Raw genomic sequence first — 16,570 nt, forward strand, 5'->3', positions numbered from 1 at the left:
GCGGAGCACTCACCAAACCACTGACAGGAACCATTTCCAACACAGCAGCGAACATCGCACCAATCCCGGCGGACCGTTTCTATTCACTGGCGATTGCTGCGTCGGGAACGAGCCCATCGGTCGTCATCTATCCGAACTATTCAGGCTGTGTCCGCGCGAAAGCTATCACTGGCATCGCGCCCCGAGCGGTCCTCAACAAGCCTGTCACGGTTCAACTGGCCACCAACAAGGGCACCGCCACGAAGAGGATCAACACCGTGGGGGATACACCTGAGGTCACCACCGACCTCGCCGGCATCGACCAGCTGCGATACGCCGCCTATTCCGACGAGTCGTTCCAGATCGATGCGAATCTCTCCATGCTTTGCTCCAACTGACCCTCAAATGCTCAGCAACGATTGAGTTGGACACGTTCCTTCCCCGCGATGAGGTGGCCCGGGATCCGCGAACGCAGCTCCCGGACCACTTCGCCTGGAACCTGCCACCTCTGCCCGCCTCGAACACGGACTGGACGACCCGACACCGCGCGCCAGCAGCGACGAAGGCCCTTGGGCCGCCGCCCTGATGGTGGTGCGCATCTTCGGCGCTGCCGCACCGCACCCGGCGAGATCACAGCGCTGATCGCAGCGGCGGGTCGGCTCAACCCGCCGCTGCGGGCCGTGACCTGGCAGACACCGATCGGCCGGCTCACGGTCACCGGCATGCGCAAGTCCGAGGCCTGCCGTATTGACCGTGTCCAGGTCGACCTGGACACCAGGGTGCTGGTGATCGCCGACTTCAAGTCGGCAATTCCCGCCAGGTGTTCCTGTACTCGTCCACCGTCGCCGGGTTTGCGCAATTATCAACAGTGCCGCGACCGCTGGTGTCCGCACCGGCAGCGCCGACCCTGTTCGTCTCCACCCGGAGCACGCGGCAGGGCCCCAACAACCTCACCCACATCTGCGCGGACTTGGTCAACGACGCTGGGATCCAAGCGCCGCCGGCACGACGTCGCACGCGGATGCAGGACTTGCGGCATGCGTTCACGGTCGCCACGCTGCTGGACTTCTACCGCGACGGCGGCGACGTCCAAGCCCGGCTGCCGTGGCTGTCCACCTGGCTGGTTACGTGGGTCCGAGGTCGACGTACTGGTATCTGCAGGCGATTTCGGAGTTGCTCGCGCTGGCCGCCGATCGTCTTGAGACGGCGTTCGGGGAACAGTCATGGCCCGCTCGCCCCGATCCTGCAGGGGTTCTTCACGGGCAAGCCAGGCCAGCCCGAACACCGTCGCCGCCTACCGCGACACCTGCCGGCTGCTGCTGGACTTCGGCTGGCGCAGCACCTGCTCCAGCCAACCGCCTGGACCTCTCCGGCCTGGACGCCCGCTCATCGCAGGGTTCCTGCAGCATCTGAGGACCGAGCGGGCCAAGGGCACCACTCGCAACGCCCGGCTCGCGGCGCTCCGCTCCCTGTTCCGCTACGCCGCGCTGCTGGCCACCTGCCAGACCGGACTCCGCGTCTCCGAGCTGACCAGTCTCCCCGTCGCCGACATGCACCGCGGTACGGGAGCGCAGGTTCGCTGCCGCGGCAAGAGCCGCAAGGGCCGCGCCACCCCGCTAACCCGGTAAACCGTCAAAGTATTGCAGGTCTGGCTGGCCAGGGATGACCTTTGAGCACGTCGAGCCTGGTTGACACGACTCGTGTCAACGAGCGAAAGGTCACTGCGATGCCTACCAAGCCGGTTCTTGCCCGTCAGCCAGTCCCGCGCTGGAACCGATCGAGCCAACAGGTGCCGCGCCAGTACCGGCACCGAGTACCGCCGCCGAGCTGGCCGCGCACGCAGGGGCCAGCGACAGGATGGACAGCCGCTGGTGCCGCCAGCGGGAGGCCGAGCTGGTTCCCGCATGGCAGACTAGACAAGGGCCCCGCTCCTCCAGATCCGGAGGAGCGGGGCCCTTGTCGATCAAACGCGATGCTAATGGCGCGTCAAGCAAAGACTCACAGTTGGGTAGGTAATCGGGTCGGCGGATTTTGGAGTCGATGGCGAAGTGTCGTTGGGCTGGGCGTGTTGTTGTGCCAGCGGACGTAGCCGGCGATCGCGATCGCGTTCTCTTGGACGGTGTGGCTGGGGTAGTCGCTGCCGTCGAGGGTGAAGTAGCGCAGTGCGGTGAACTCGCACTCGATCCAGTTCAGCCAGGATGCGTTGCTCGGGGTGAACACCAGCTCGACCGCGTTGGCGCTGCACCAGTTGGCGACTTCAATTCGCTTGTGGGGTGAGTAGTTGTCGCAGATCACGTGCAGTGTCCCGGTCGGGAACCTGGCCCGAAGCTGGGACAGGGGCGTGAGGAATTCTTGCCAGCGTTTGCGGTCTCGGAACCGGTAGAACATCTGCCCGGTGGCCAGATCGAGTGCGGCGAACATGTGCCGCACCCCGCCGTTGCGGTTGCAGGTAGCGCGCAGCCGGGGCCGGTTGGAGGTGGGGAACCATCCCCGGCCCGGCCTGGGCTGAAGGTTCGACGGACCGAACTCGTCGGCACAGATGATGTGTCCGGACGTCGGTGGATCGTCGTACAGGCTGAGGACACGGGCCATCTTCGCCGTGAAGTCCGGATCCCGGCCGGCCTTCCACGTCTTTGTGGCCTGGCACCTGATCTCCTCGGGTTCCAGCGAGCGCACGAACACCTCAGGCTGTCGAGCCATCACCACCTCCGACAACCAGCTTTCAGACTCGCCACCGGTCGGGCCAACCCGACACGGTTACAACCCCAACGTTTCCTGCGAGGCAGGACACCACGCCACCCCAGGTCAGAGCAGCATCATTTACGCGACACTAGTTGCTGCAGAGCAGTTCGATGCGGGTCGACATTTTGACTGCGCCCGCAGATTGGAAGTAGTACTTCGTTCGAAGGGCACCGATGATGTCCACGTCGATTGTCACCTCACCGTGAAATCCGGCAGGAAGCACCTTGGCCCGGTTCTGAGCGCCCGCTGTGAGATAAACGGTCACCGAGTGGGACGGTTTGTCGAGCAGGGCGGAGTGTGCGCGAGCCTTGGTGCAATGCAGGTCATCCGGGAGTACCTGCGGGCCGAGCTGGCCTTCGTAGGTCGTGATGTGCATCGTGCCGAAGGTGGGATCCTGATCGTTGATCACCATTTCATTGTCGCCGTCGCTCTTAGTACGGACAGGGGCTTTGGTGAAGGCGCCGCGCCAGACGAAGTGCTCGAGGAACCTGCTCGCGGACGTGCCCGGTCCGTACGGATACAGGCTTGCCGTGGCCAGCCGATACGTGCCCGAAGAACCTGGGCGAACAACAGCCGAGATCGTCACCTTGCCTCCCGCCGTACGCCCAGTAGCGACGTTGATCCAACCGCCAGCCTCACCGCTATAACGCTGAAGAACCAAACCAGTGCCATCTGGAGGCGCAGGAATCGCACGACCAGTCGCCGACAACGCACCCGTCTCAGAACTCGTCGTCACCACAGAATCCAGCGCCACATATCTGTTTGTCACCGGATACCGGACCGGACTGAAAGCCCGAGCATAAGTCGCCGAACCGGGGTAATAGGCACGATAGTCATAGGCCGAAGTCTGCACCACCGAGAACGTAAACGCGCCCGTCGAGCCCGCCCGCGTACTGGCTAAATTCCCAAACCGGCCCTGACCACGCACCGACCGCTGCAGATAGACGGTCACCCCCGATAAGCCCGTTGAAGTTCCCGAACGCGTTACCCGCCCCGTCAACATGATTGTCGACCCATAGACCCCAGAAGCGGGCGCAGCCATAGAAACGGACGACGCTACCGACCCGGCACCCTGAGCCGATGGAACAACCAGCACCGCACCAACCACCGCGACGCCAGTCGCCACGACCGCCGCAATCTTCCGTACCTTCAACACCATCCACGCCCCTTGCAACGAACCGAAAACACTGAACCAACATCGACACACTTCAAGTCAGCATCACAGGTCAGTAACGACCGAGCCTGAAGCAGCGCTGAAATCGGACAAACCCATCAACGCCACAACATCCGACGACGCCGACCCTCCACGGTCAGGAACTCATCGCCGTTTGCTGCGTGGCTGCAGCCAACTCCTGGCCATAGGCGCGCAAGAGCGGATGCATGCTGTAAGCACCGTCCCCATTGCGTTCCAGGAGATTGGAACGCGCCAGCTCGTTGAACGGCGCCCCCGAACGTTGCGGCGGCCCGATTGACGTTTCCGCGTGATCACCTGTGCTGAGCACACGGAACAACTGAGCTGCTTCATGACTCAACCACCGATAGGAGCCAGAGAACACGGACCGAAGATCAGCCGACGTGTCGCTGTCGCTCAGCACGTCCAGGATCCTCGAGCCGTCCTGTCCAGATCCCCTCGAGATAGCCAGCCGCTGACCGGCCGAAGACCAGCGACTGGCGGCAATGGCGATGGCAAGCGGCAGCCCGCCACAGCACCGTAGTAGCTCGTCGAGATCTCCGGCATCGCGGTCGGTCGATTGGCCACCCATGAGACGTGCGTCCAGGAGCGCACGACTCTCGGAAACTGCAAGTGGCCTCAAGCGAAGTTGCTGGGCGCCGTTGGTCACACTCAGCGCACTGAGGTCCGAGCGGCTCGTCACCACGACCATGCAACCCGTTGTACTGGGCAGCAGCGGCCGGATCTGTTCCGCATTGTGCGCGTTATCCAGAATGACGAGAACCTTCTTGCCGGCCAAGAGCGTTCGGTACCGGCCGGTCAACGTGCCGATATCGGAAGTGCCTCGCTGCGCCGACACGCCTAGTGACTCGATCAGTCCCAGCAGTGCTTCAATTGGCGACATCGGATCGTCTACCACCGAGAAACCCCGAAGGTCGACGTACAACTGGCCGTCCGGGAACTCGGGTGCGACGCGGTGAGCCCACGAGAGGGCGAGCGTCGACTTACCGACTCCGGCCATACCGGTGATCGCGACGACAGGGGTCACGCCGACGCTGCCGCTCGGACGCACGCTGGTCCTCACCACGTCCAGCTCGGTGATCTCCGCCGCTCGACCCACCAGGCCGGCCGCCACCGGCGGCAGCTGCGCGGGCACGGGGAATCCGGCCAGGTCACCGTCCGTCCGGTCATCAGCCGAGGGGTGGATGTCGAGGGACCGGTCCTGTCGCAGAATGGCTTGCTCGAGCTGCCGCAGACGTCTTCCCGGGTCGATACCCAGCTCATTCGCCAGGCGGTCTCGGGTCTGCCTGAACACGGCCAGCGCGTCAGCCTGCCTTCCAGCTCGGTACAACGCCAGCATCAGCTGCCCGCTGACATCCTCGTCGAAGGGATTTTGGCCGGCCAGATCCTCGAGGATGGGCAGCAGCGCACCATGTTCGCCCATGGTGAGCCGTACATCGATAAGCGATTTGAGCGCCTGATCTCTCATCCGCTCCAGCCGCGCCGCCTGTTCCTCGACCCACGCGGTGCCCCGGATATCGGCCAGCGGCCGCGCTCGCCACAACTCGACCGCCGACTGCAGACGCTGCGCCTTCACTGCCAAATCGGGCGAGTCCATGGCCTCAGCCATGAGTCGTTCAGCCAGCTGCACATCCGTGCTCTCCAGCCCGAGGTTCAGGCGATACCCGGGAGATGCCGCGCTCAGAGCACCCGGAACACCGATCGCTCGGCGCAGATACGAGACGTGGCTCTGCAATGTGTTCATCACCGTCGCCGGTGCCTTACCGGACCAGACGACATCCATCAGCAGATCGCTGCTGACCACCTGGCCCGCACTTATTGCTAGCGCCGCCAGCACCATCTTCCGCCTCACACCGGTGATCTCGACCGGTACGCCGTCCACTGTCACATCGACGGTTCCCAGCAGCCTTACTTGCGCGCGACTCCCCAACAGCAACGGTTGTGGTCGGCTCGCGACTTCAGCCAGCAACGACATCGGACACCTCCCGAAGCCGGGTGAAACCGGCACGATGGACCCGCACGACAGTCACCGGAAGATTCGGGAAGTCCGCCTGCAGCCTGCGTTCAAGCGCCTCGCTGGGTGCTCCACAGATCTCGATCGACTCCACCTGGTCATACTCGGGAGTTCCCAGCACCTTGTCGGCGTACAAGCTGAGGTGGTATTCCATCGACTCCGCATCCGGATGGATCTGCACCACCACACAGACCTGACGGTCCTCGGACTCGTAGGCGTTGAATGCCAGCATCCGCGGTTCGTTCTCCTCGACCGACCGGCAGAGCGCTTCGTACCAGAGCGCATGGGCTGCCGCCCGCCCGGCCCTGATCCGCGATCTGCTCACCACGACGAACGGCCCGCTCATCGAATCCTCCCTCATCCTTCGGTGATGCCGAAGGTAGGCAGGCAGATTCGGTCATACATCCGTCGAACGACGTATTCCGTCCTCGCCAGCCGAGGTGTCGATCAGTCCGGCCCGACGTGCGATCGCGGCTGCCTCGGTACGGCGACCGGCGCCGAGCTTGTGCAGGATCCTTGATACGTGCTCACCCACCGTGCGCGGGCTGATCACCAGGATCTGGGCGATCTCGGCATTGGTCCGGCCGGCCGCCAGCAGCGGCAGCACCTCCGATTCCCTGGCGGTGAGCCCGAACTCGTCAGCGGCCCATACTTCGGCCCGATCAGCGCCAGGCACCACTTGCAACCTCGCAGACACGGCCAGTTCCTCAATGGCTCCTCGTAGCGGCTCCGCGCCAAGTGCGCAGGCCGTCTCGTAGGCGCCACGGAGCTCTTGCCGGGCCTCTGGGCGGCCCGAGCGCTCACGCAGGAGGGCCCAGCCCAGCCGCCACCGCGCGTAAGCCGTCCAGTATGGCCAACCGGCGATCGACCACGCCTCGACGGCGTTCCGCCAAGGGATTGGATCGCGAGCGCCGTCCATTCGGTCCGCCTCGGCTCGTACCAGGGCGGAGAACGCGCGCACCGGTTCATGAGTGGACGTCCGCCACTCCGCTGCCAGCCTGCATAGTTCGCTCTGTGACAAGATCGGCCGGTAGGCCACGTCGCCCCTCAGGACGGCGGAATGCGCCATGTCAGCCTGAGCCCGGGCCAAGACTGCGGCGGCGTTCGCGCGATAGCCGGTCTCCCCTACCAGCACCTCCATGGCCGCCGCACTCGACTGGGCGGCCGAACTGGGCTGACCGGCCCACAGCGAACGCTCGGCTTTCGCCAGCAGCGCCATCGCATGGGGTACGGGCTGCTGCGGGACTGTCACCGCGATGCTCTCGACCTCGGCCACGCTGTCTGTTAGGAGCGAGTCGTCACCCTGGTAAGCGGCGAGCCGGGCGAGATACCCGCCGGTGAAGTAGGCGGGTATTCCGCGAGTGCGTTGTGCCCGTGCAGACCGAAGGAGCTCGGAGGCTTCGGCCCAGTCACCGCACTCGATCAGCCGCTCGGCCAGCATGTACGACAACACGGCCCCGACACTTCGGCTGAGGCCGTGAGCAGCCGCGTATCGAAGGCCATTGCGCAGCACCGCCTCACAGTCGGAGTACCTTCCGAGGCTGCGCAAGCTCACGTTCCGCTGCAGGTCGCAGATGGCCACGTCATATCCCGCATCCAAGGACGCGGCGAGTTCGCGTGCCTGCTCGAGTGCCTCGAGCCCCGCCGAAGTGTCGAGCCTGGCAAGACCCCAGCTGAAAAGCACCTGCCATCGGATAGCTGGATCTGTCACGTCCCGCGCCGTCTCCAGGGCAGCCGCCGAGACACTCATCGCGTCATCGGCAGAACCACTGAGACTGAGGTACCAGGCGTAGCCCGATAGCACCTTGGCACGCGCATCCGAGCGCGCATCGGGCGGCAGGCGCTGAATCGACTCTTGGTAGGCAGTGGCGGCGCCGAGACCGTCCCCGTCCTGCCAGCGATAACGGGCCAGCCGCTCCCACACCAATGGCAGATCCACATCCCGGCAATGGCCAAGCCGCTCTTCAGTGAGCGCCACCGCGGCGTCGAAGGCACCGCTACGCTCGGCTGCGATAGCGGTGAGCCTGAGCACCTCAGCCCGCCCACCGGCGGCTGACTGGAATTCCTCGCCAGCGGCGGACCAGAGTGCCAGCACCCGCTCGAAATGGAGGTACGCCGCGCCGGGGGCCGCCGCTCGTTCCGCGAGCGCCGCCGCAACCAGCGACGTACGGGCTGCTTCTTCAGCCGCACCGCCGCGGTGCCAATGGTGAGCCAGCTCTGCGGCGTCTGCCTGGCCCAGACCGGTGAGCACACGCGCCGTCCGAAGGTGAAGTTCCCTGCGCCGCGCCGGCGGCAGCGCTTCGTACACCGCGTCCTTCAGCAGCTCGTGGCGGATCCGGTAACCGCCATCTTCGACAGCCAGCAAGTCGCCCTCAACGGCAAGCCTCGAAGCCTCTCGGATGCCGTTCAGACTTCGGTCCAGCACCTCGGCAAAGACCCGCTCATCGCAAACACGGCCGACCACCGCGGCCGCGTTCAGTACCTCGCCGACGTCCGCTCCAAGTGCCTTGATTCTGGAGAGGAATATCGCTCGGAGATGGTCCGGTACGCCGCTACCGCCCGCGGCGAGGACCTCCTCGACCAGCAAAGGGATCCCGCCCGTTCGTCGATGGAGGATCGCGGCGTCATCTTCGGTCGGCATGGTGCCCGTGATGGCGGCCGCCTGCTCTCGAACCTCATCTTGCGTCATGGTTCCCAACTGCACTCGCAGAACGGGTCGACGCTCCAGAGCATCACTCAGGGTGTTTCCGCCGGAATAGTCTTCCGGGCGCATAGTCAGCACGAGTCCCCACCGCCCGGCCGTCATCTGCGCGACGAGATACAAGAGCGCATCCTGCGTTGCTCGGTCTGCCCAATGCACGTCCTCGACCACGAGCACGCACCGGCCGTGTCCTCCCAACGCCTCCATCGCCACTCGCAATTGCTCGAACAGCTGCGTGCGGCTCAACAACCCAGGATCGGCCAGTGCGGCCAACACCGGCGCCTCATGCGGCAGGGCTGGACGAAGCGCAGTGTGCAGTGGGAGATACGGCGGGCCACCGGCGTCGAGCGGAAGGCAGGTTCCTCTCAGAACCGTCACTCGCTGTTTCCTCAGCAACTTGTCCAGCTCGGCAATCAGCCGCGTTTTCCCGGAGCCGGCCCGGCCGGACACCATCGCGACTCCCGGCTCGCCTTGTCGGAGGCCGGCCAAGAACTCCTTGAGCGCCGCCAACTCGTCCCCGCGCCCTATCAGCCGCGAACTGGAAACCCGCCGTCCCATCGCCCCGTTCATGGCTCAAGTATCCGTTACGCCTACGGATGGACCCAGCCGATTGCGTTCCCAGACCGGCTATCGCGGGTCAGTTCGGGCAGAGCAATTCCAGAGTAGTGTTCGTCTGACTCGAGGCAGCGAGCGCAGAGATCCCATAGCCGATGTCGAAGCCTGGTCCGATGTCGGCGTTCAACTTCACAGGCGCGCCTCCCGCAGCAAGGGTCCCAGTCGCGGAGCCTAGGTCGATCGATGCAGCGCCGCTGCTGGCGGATTCTTGGGCCGTGATGGACCTAGCTTGACGACAACCTATGGCGTCAGGCAGCACGAAGAGGGAGTTCTTGTCACGCAGGATCGTAATGAGTCCACCCCGGCTGTTATTCGACATCGCCGTGGCACTGCCGGTCTCATAGACGCTGATCGGTTGTTTGGCGAAGCCGCTGCGCCAAACGTAGTGGGCGAACGATTTCGATGTCGAGGTCCCTGGGCCGTAGGGGTACAGACTGCCGGTCACCAGGCGGTACGACGCGACAGACCCCGGGCGGCTGGTCGTGATGGTGACCTTGTCAGCGGCCGTTCTTCCGGAGCCGACAGTGGCCCATGTCCGGTACTCGGGCAGATGCTGCTGCAGATACACCACAGTCCCGGAAGTCGGCGCGGGGATGACGCTGCCGGTCACCCGCAATGCACCGGTGTCGGCGTTGGTGGTCGTGATCGAGTTGAGCGCCAGATAGCGGTTGGTCACCGGATACCGGACCGGACTCACTGCAGCCCGGTACGTCGACGAACCCGGATAGTAGGCACGGTAGTCGTACGCGCTGGTCTGCCGCACGCTGAACGCGTATCCACCTGACGACGATGTCCGGGTCGTGGCCAGATTGCCGAACCGATTTTGCCCCCGCACCGACCGTTGCAGATACACCGTCGCGCCCGGCACCTTCACTAGAGGTGAGGTACCAGTGCGCCACACCGTACCGGTCAAGGTGACCGTCGAGCCGTACACACCCGACGCCGGCGCACTCAACGACACGGACGACGGTACGGCACCTGCCGCAGTTCCCTTGGCCACCGGCGCAAGGACTATCGCGATCACCGCGATCCCAGCGGCGACCAAGGCCACGGCGGGCACCATAATCCCACGAGGCGACAACCAACGAACAGAATCCATTTGAACCCCCACGATATCGAGAACACAGGCAGGCCAGATGAGGTCGATCGGCACCGTCGGCTACGTCTCCCCACGCAAGCATCGCCCCGGAGGTTGAAGCCAAGCTGACGTCGCGCTGAGTACGAAACCCGGAAGTGACCGGTGATCCCCATTGGCGCCTGTGCGTTGACTCGGCAACCGTTGCTTCAGACACCTTTCAGCGTCTTGTCAGGCCGGTGGGCGAGGGTTGTGAGGGGCGGTGTGCCCCAGCTGACCGCACAGTGAAATGGAGGGTGCCATGAGGGCTCGCGGGTTCGCAGCCTTAGCAACGGGAATGGTGATTGCGGTGGGCGGGCTGTCCCTGCCCAGCAGTGTGCCGGCTGCTCGGGCCGCAGGGAGTGTCAGTTCGTCTCTGAGCCTGACGGCGCCGGCGTCGGGGGTGTACGGCTCCACGATCAAGCTGACCGGAATGTTGTGGCGAACCGGGACCTCGACCAAGTTACCGAACACGCTGGTCTACCTTCAGCGCTCGGTGCGCGGCCAGAACAAGTTCGGCAACCTCACCACCACCCGTACCAGCAGCACCGGGACGTACGCGTTCTCCATCCGGCAGGCCTACGCCTACGAATACCGCACCTACTTCGCCGGTTCGCCGACGTACCGGCCCGCTTACAGCCCCGTGCGCTACCCGGTGACCAACCGCTATCTGGGGTTCAGCTCCATCGCCACCATCGACGCTGAATCGGGCCAACTTCGGGCGACCGGGCAGGCGATCCCGGCGCCGCCTGCGGGTACGCCCGTCTACCTGCAGCGCTATTCCCCCGAATCCAAGACGTGGGCCTACCTCGCCTCCGGCAGGACTGTCACCGACGGCAAGGTGACAGTCGAGGCGAAACAGCCCGGCTCCATCGGTTCCTACCGCCTGGCGATAGGTGGACTCTGGCCGTACGGCACGGGCATCTCCGCCACAAGGCGCTTCGCCCACTATGTGTGGCGCGGCGCGTTCACCAAGCCTGCCCAGGTCACAGGCGACGGGACCTTCACTCTCTCCACCCCCACCCAAGACCCCAGGCGCTACGCCTTCTACGCTGAGCAGACCGTCAAAGACGGCGTCCTGCGGATCTACCCGGCCGCCGCGGGCTGCAAACAGGCCCGGTCGTACACCTCGAACCGGGTGACCGGTGGTCCAACCAATATCATCCTTACCGGGTCCATCTCGCTGAGCCCGACCCAGCAACTCAACGAGTCCGGTCAACTCGGAACGGCAGCCGGTGCGGGCCTCTCCTTGGCCACGCCCGCCAATCCAGATCACGACTTCTCCAATGGCAGCCTGAAGCACTCTCTGCACCTTGAGGGCTCTAGCAACGCCCTGTTCGGAACACTAGAGCTGCGCTGCGCCAACTAGGTCCCGCCGTCTTCGGGTACGAAGGGCGTCGGCGTCAGGATGCCGACGCCCTTCCCGCTAGCTCAATTACCGGTGCTGATCCAGTCGACGGCCGCATCGACTACGGTGTCGCGTCCGGCAGCCACATCGTCGGGGGTCAGCGAGACGGGTTCGTCCACCGCGAACTCGTCGTGGGTCAGGTAGTTATTGGGTGCACCAACACGATAGGCCTCCCACACCGCGACCGCACTGAGCCAGCCCGCGTCGAGACCGGCACCTTCTGCGGCATTGAATGCGGCAGCAGTCGTCCTCCCGAAGACGCGAGCGTTTGGGTGCAGTGCCGCGCGAAGCGCCACTTGGTCCCCGGAACTCACCGCGCCCGGTCCGGTGAGAACCGCGATCGGCTTGTTATAGGAACGGGGATCGGCGTTGTTGTCGACGATGTACCAGGACGGCCCCGATTCGAAGCCAGGTTTCATGGCGAAGTGATCATGCGGATACTTGCGTACATCGAAACCGACTGTGGCCTTCGGTCCATCGAACAGCATGGCCATGCCGGCATCGCTGAAGAACATGTTGCCGCCGAGGTTGAACCGGAAATCGAGGATCAGACCGTCGGTTTGCCGCTGCTGGGTGAGCTCCTCGATCGCCTGGGTGAACTTCGTCGCGGCATCCCCGAACCACCCCCACACATAGACGTAGCCGATGCTGGTCCCCGGCAAGATGCCCCAGGTGACCGTGTTGTTGTTGCCGAGCTGGGGTTTGGCGATCCCCGGCAGGTCAACCTGCTCACTACAGGGCGGACTCACTGGGCCAGTCGCCAATGGCGCCGTCGCGAGATGCTGGACCGTCCCAGTGTCATGTTTGAGAACGTCAATGGTGTCGAACAGGTACCAGTTCATTGGCCCCGAAGCAATCCAGTTGTCCCGGAATGCATTGGGCGACGAACCCCAGAGGCCGGCGCGGTAGATCGGCAACTCGTCTTGGAGCAATTCCGGGTACAGTTCGGTCCACGGCCGACCTTCGAAGCCAAGCACGCGATCACCGGGGTCGAGCCCCAGCGGATGTGACGGCGACACCTTGATGATCAGGGCAGATCCGTCCGCCTGCGCCGTTGTGCAAGCTCCAAACGTGTTCGTCAGCCATGGACCATGCCACAGCAACGGTACGCCTGGAGCCGGCAACGTGTTCTGATTGACCTCACGATCGAGGGCAACCGTATGCGACTCTCGCAGCGCCATCGAGAGGTGATTCATGATCGCCGCAAAACGTCCGCGGCTGACGCCCGCGGCCACCTCCGGCCGATACCGATCACGAAGCGCCGGCCAGTCGACATGCTCAATGCCCTGGAATGCGGCGAAGCGCTGGTCGACGGCGGTCCAGAACCCATCGAAGATCTCCAGCTTGCGGGCCGTCGGTAGGCCTTCGCCCCAGGTAGCGTCGATGGAGGCGGCCAGTTGTGTCGCCGACATCCTGGCCGCCGGCGGACCGTCACCGCCGGTTGCCGCGGCGCGGACAAGCGCCAGGTGCCGATGCGCAGCCGACGCCGCGTCGCTGGGGGCAGCCGGGCCGTGTCCAGACGGCACTCCAACTGCTGTTGCGGTCCCTGTCGCCAACGCGAATGCGCTGATCAACGCGAGTACCGGGATCGAGCCATGTCTCATTGCCCACTCCGATCTGTCAGCGAGTTCACCGTCCCGCTGGAGTGATCGCGGGCTGCTGTGCCGGCGATCTACGAGAGCTTAAGGTGGGCCATCGCGCTCCGGACGCATCGGATGAACGGGACCGGGTTCCAGCGAGCTGAGATTCAGCATGGCTCCAGTTCCTGGAGACAACCTGATCCGATGCTGATCTCAAGCTGAAATCGACAGCCTGACGATCGCCGACGAACCTGTGCCTCACCGGACCGGCTCTCTGGTTGGTCAGTTGGCGCAGAGCAGTTCGAGCTTCGCCAGAACATCAAAAGTGCCGTCGGATGAGACCGCATACCGCAGATAGTCAGCACCAGCGATGTCCAAGCCGAGTTCGCGGGTAGCGGTTGCGGACTCGATCGCGCCGGAGACGTGCGACTTGTCCGTTGCCAACTGCACGGTTACCGGCTTGACGAAGAACCCGTTGTCGAAGCTGGTGACGGAATGGGCGCTCAAACAGCCCGTGATGTCGGGATTGATCAGAACAGACCCGTTCGTGCCGCTCGATGAAACAGCCAACATCGCAGTCGGCTCTGTAGGCATCTGGGAGATCCCGAAGCCCACGTTCGAATGGCGAGACTTCAGAGGCTTGACGAAAGCACCGCGCCACACGTAGTGGCTGAATTGCTTCGAGGTCGAAACGCCCGGACCGAGCGGATAGAGGGCGCCGGTCACCAGCCGATAGGTCGCCCTCGAACCCGGTTGAGCTGCGTTGATCGTCACATGCCCCGACACCAGTTTTCCGGTCGCCAAGCTCGCCCATCCCCTCCCTTCGGCTGAATACCGCTGCAGGTAGACAACCGTCCCGTCCGGCGGCGCAGGCACGGCGCGCCCCTTGGCGGTGAGTACTCCAGTGCGGCTAGAGGTCGTGGAGAGCGACTCGAGAGCCAGGTAGCGGTTCGTCACCGGATACCGCACCGGGCTGTACGCCCTGGCATAGGTGCCCGAGCCCGCGTAGTACGTGCGATAGTCGAACGCGCCGCCCTGTGTCACCTTGAAGGCAAAACCACCGGAGGAGTTGGTGCGGGTAGAGGCGAGATTTCCGTACTTGTTCTGCCCATGGACCGATCGCTGCAACCACACGGTCACACCGGGCAGGCTTGTCGAGGTTCCGGTTCGCCATACCGCGCCCGTCAGATCGATGGTAGAGCCATAGACGCCGGATGCCGGCGCCGACAAGGACACGGACAAAGGCACCGAGCCTGCCCCTTGGGCAGATGGCACCAGCAGAATCCCCGCGGCAAGGGTGAGGACAGCGGCCACAGCCGATAGCAATGCACGAGATCGAAGCAACATATTCTCCAGATTTCGAGTCCGCCGCACGTGGAGGCACCTATCAACAACATTCTTGTGGCTACTCATGAACTCTCGCTGGCCTCGGACTGGAACGAGATCTCATGGCGGCCCTGCCGTCACGCGGGCTGCCAGGCCCGTCGGTTTGGGCAGGGCGCCGAAGATCATGGCGTCGTCACAGACTCACAACTGGCCGTGTCATAAAGGATGTCGCCCGTGTCCTTCACCACGTGGTCGGTCCCGGTCCGGCAGTACACGCCGTCGAGATCCGGGGATCCGGTGACGCTGTCGATGGTGTCGTTACCTTCACCGCCGTCGAGGGAATCCCGGAAGTTCGGCGTACCCGGTCCGCTCACTAACCGGTCGTCGCCGGTACCGCCGATCAACCGGGAACGGCCTCCGGTCGCGGTCAGGGTGTCGGCGTCCTCCCAACCGGAAAGAGTAACGGTGATGGGCGTGTAGGTGGAACCCATCACCATGCCGAAGCCTGCCGAGGCGATCACATCGTCGCCACCCCAGCTCACCACGCTGACATTGTGAACTCGCCGCAGACTCGGCGGATTGTTGCCATCCACAACAGACTTTGCGCAACTGATCGTGACGGCGTCGTCCAGCGTGCACGCCGTACCAGGCTGATCGTCGATCAAGCTCATGGCCGCCGCATTCGGATCGCGGAAGATGATCCGGCCATTGTCACCTGACTCGACCTCGACACTCACCACGTCCGCGCCTTCGCTGGTGAAGTACGTGATGCCCAACTCCGGGTAGCTGTTCCCGTAAATCACCGTGAGATAGGTCCGGACGCCTGATGCTGGCGCCACACCCACCACTGCGGTCCCGGCGAACACCGAGATCAGAGCCGCGATACCTACGAGCAATCGAACTGTCTTCATCGCAGTCACCTCCGGGAGGTCTTCAGAATCGTGGTGTGCAGATCGTCCGGTCGCATTGCTCGCTACGTGCTCTGTGGCGTCGGTTGCGGTACCGGATCGCACTGCAAGTCGACTCGGTCGCCCGACAGCCGAGCAGGCAAGGCGATGGTGGCAAGGTAGTCGGCCGCCGCTCCGCTGGCTCGAGGCCAAGGCTCAGCGATCGGCTGAAGGCGGGCTGAAGTGGCTGCGATGGCACCAGAGCGCCACCTGGTGGGGAGTCGGCTGAAGGTCTGAGAGGTAGACCCGCCGTACGGCTGGGACATACACCGCGCCATCGTTGGTCCCCCGCAGCGCATGGTGTACCAACCGCCCGATAAGGCGATCCACGTCGTCACGCGGATGAGCGAGTCGCGCGTCCACAGCGCTCAGAAGTTCCCATAGTCCGGGATGCGCATCCAGGTCAGTCAGCGTCATCGCACTGAGCAGCAGGCCAGCCTCCCGATGGAAGTAGAGGATCTCGCCGGCCCTTCTCGGCACCGTTACGTCCACGAGCCGGGACAGGCCTGCGCTTCGGTAAAGCCAGCGATTCGCCTCGTGATGCAACGCCTCATATGTCGCGGCGGCGGCGACCCCGGTAAACCTTCGAATTTCATCGCCCGCCTCTGCCCACGCAGATCGCTCCCAGCGAGGACCGATCTCAAAGGTCGCGCCGGCACGCCTGAGCGTCTCAAGGAGGCCAAACAGTTCATGTTGGTCCAGCAACTCGGTGCGCGGGCCGCCCCGCGCGCCACTACCGTCGTGAAAGACTTCTTCCTCAATGCGCAAGCGAAAACCTCGCGCGCCATCAGCCCAGAGACTGCCACGCCGGTCAACCGGCAACGGATCGATCGGGTCCGCCCGAAGCGCGAACCGAAGGACATGGCCGTCGCAGAGTGCCGCACGGAATTTCGTGATGTCATCGCTCAGCAAGGAAACCCTCCAGGGCCCGATTTATCACCATCGGCCATTA

General features: G+C 64.3%; 13 protein-coding genes. 3 read left to right on the forward strand and 10 right to left on the reverse strand.

The window, feature by feature from the left end; genetic code table 11:
- Window positions 1–377 (forward strand): hypothetical protein (locus tag ACFFGN_RS18070; RefSeq protein ID WP_380048996.1); only part of this gene is annotated, 377 nt, incomplete at its 5' end.
- A gap of 825 nt (window positions 378–1,202) precedes the next feature.
- Window positions 1,203–1,607, forward strand: coding sequence for a site-specific integrase (locus ACFFGN_RS18075; protein WP_380048998.1), 405 nt, complete (start codon window positions 1,203–1,205; stop codon window positions 1,605–1,607).
- A gap of 370 nt (window positions 1,608–1,977) precedes the next feature.
- On the opposite strand, the gene ACFFGN_RS18080 is transcribed toward ACFFGN_RS18075, so the two are convergent.
- From ACFFGN_RS18080 to ACFFGN_RS18105, 6 genes are all read right to left on the reverse strand, one after another.
- On the reverse strand, window positions 1,978–2,679 hold the full coding sequence (locus ACFFGN_RS18080; protein WP_380049000.1) for an IS630 family transposase: 702 nt from the start codon (window positions 2,677–2,679) through the stop codon (window positions 1,978–1,980).
- A gap of 130 nt (window positions 2,680–2,809) precedes the next feature.
- Window positions 2,810–3,880, reverse strand: a complete 1,071-nt coding sequence (locus tag ACFFGN_RS18085; protein WP_380049002.1) for a hypothetical protein — start codon at window positions 3,878–3,880, stop codon at window positions 2,810–2,812.
- Window positions 3,881–4,031: 151 nt separating this feature from the next.
- Window positions 4,032–5,888 carry an AfsR/SARP family transcriptional regulator gene (locus tag ACFFGN_RS18090; RefSeq protein WP_380049004.1) on the reverse strand — a complete coding sequence of 619 codons (1,857 nt, stop codon included), beginning with the start codon at window positions 5,886–5,888 and terminating at the stop codon, window positions 4,032–4,034.
- Window positions 5,872–6,273 carry a hypothetical protein gene (locus ACFFGN_RS18095; protein ID WP_380049006.1) on the reverse strand — a complete coding sequence of 134 codons (402 nt, stop codon included), beginning with the start codon at window positions 6,271–6,273 and terminating at the stop codon, window positions 5,872–5,874. The genes ACFFGN_RS18090 and ACFFGN_RS18095 overlap by 17 nt, the downstream gene beginning before the upstream one ends.
- 51 nt (window positions 6,274–6,324) lie before the next feature.
- The gene (locus ACFFGN_RS18100; protein WP_380049007.1) at window positions 6,325–9,198 is read right to left on the reverse strand and encodes a helix-turn-helix transcriptional regulator; all 2,874 of its coding nucleotides are present in this window, start codon (window positions 9,196–9,198) and stop codon (window positions 6,325–6,327) included.
- 67 nt (window positions 9,199–9,265) lie between these two features.
- Window positions 9,266–10,396 (reverse strand): hypothetical protein, encoded by a 1,131-nt coding sequence (locus ACFFGN_RS18105; RefSeq protein ID WP_380049009.1) that lies wholly within the window; start codon window positions 10,394–10,396, stop codon window positions 9,266–9,268.
- A gap of 259 nt (window positions 10,397–10,655) precedes the next feature.
- Between ACFFGN_RS18105 and ACFFGN_RS18110 the strand changes: the two genes are divergently transcribed.
- Window positions 10,656–11,726 (forward strand): hypothetical protein, encoded by a 1,071-nt coding sequence (locus ACFFGN_RS18110; protein ID WP_380049011.1) that lies wholly within the window; start codon window positions 10,656–10,658, stop codon window positions 11,724–11,726.
- A gap of 62 nt (window positions 11,727–11,788) precedes the next feature.
- Here ACFFGN_RS18110 and ACFFGN_RS18115 read toward each other — a convergent pair whose 3' ends face one another.
- The 4 genes from ACFFGN_RS18115 to ACFFGN_RS18130 all read right to left on the reverse strand — a co-directional run bounded on the left by ACFFGN_RS18115 (window position 11,789) and on the right by ACFFGN_RS18130 (window position 16,530).
- A complete protein-coding gene (locus ACFFGN_RS18115) occupies window positions 11,789–13,369 on the reverse strand; it encodes a S41 family peptidase (protein WP_380049013.1) in 1,581 nt (526 codons plus the stop codon).
- A 258-nt stretch (window positions 13,370–13,627) separates the two neighbouring features.
- Entirely contained in the window at window positions 13,628–14,659 is a 1,032-nt protein-coding gene (locus ACFFGN_RS18120) for a hypothetical protein (protein ID WP_380049015.1), read from the reverse strand.
- A gap of 194 nt (window positions 14,660–14,853) precedes the next feature.
- Window positions 14,854–15,582, reverse strand: a complete 729-nt coding sequence (locus tag ACFFGN_RS18125; protein ID WP_380049017.1) for a hypothetical protein — start codon at window positions 15,580–15,582, stop codon at window positions 14,854–14,856.
- A gap of 192 nt (window positions 15,583–15,774) precedes the next feature.
- Complete coding sequence (locus tag ACFFGN_RS18130; protein ID WP_380049019.1) at window positions 15,775–16,530, reverse strand: hypothetical protein; 756 nt, start codon at window positions 16,528–16,530, stop codon at window positions 15,775–15,777.
- Window positions 16,531–16,570 lie beyond the last annotated feature (40 nt).

The organism is Kribbella deserti, from assembly GCF_042434725.1.
Classification (GTDB): domain Bacteria; phylum Actinomycetota; class Actinomycetes; order Propionibacteriales; family Kribbellaceae; genus Kribbella; species Kribbella deserti.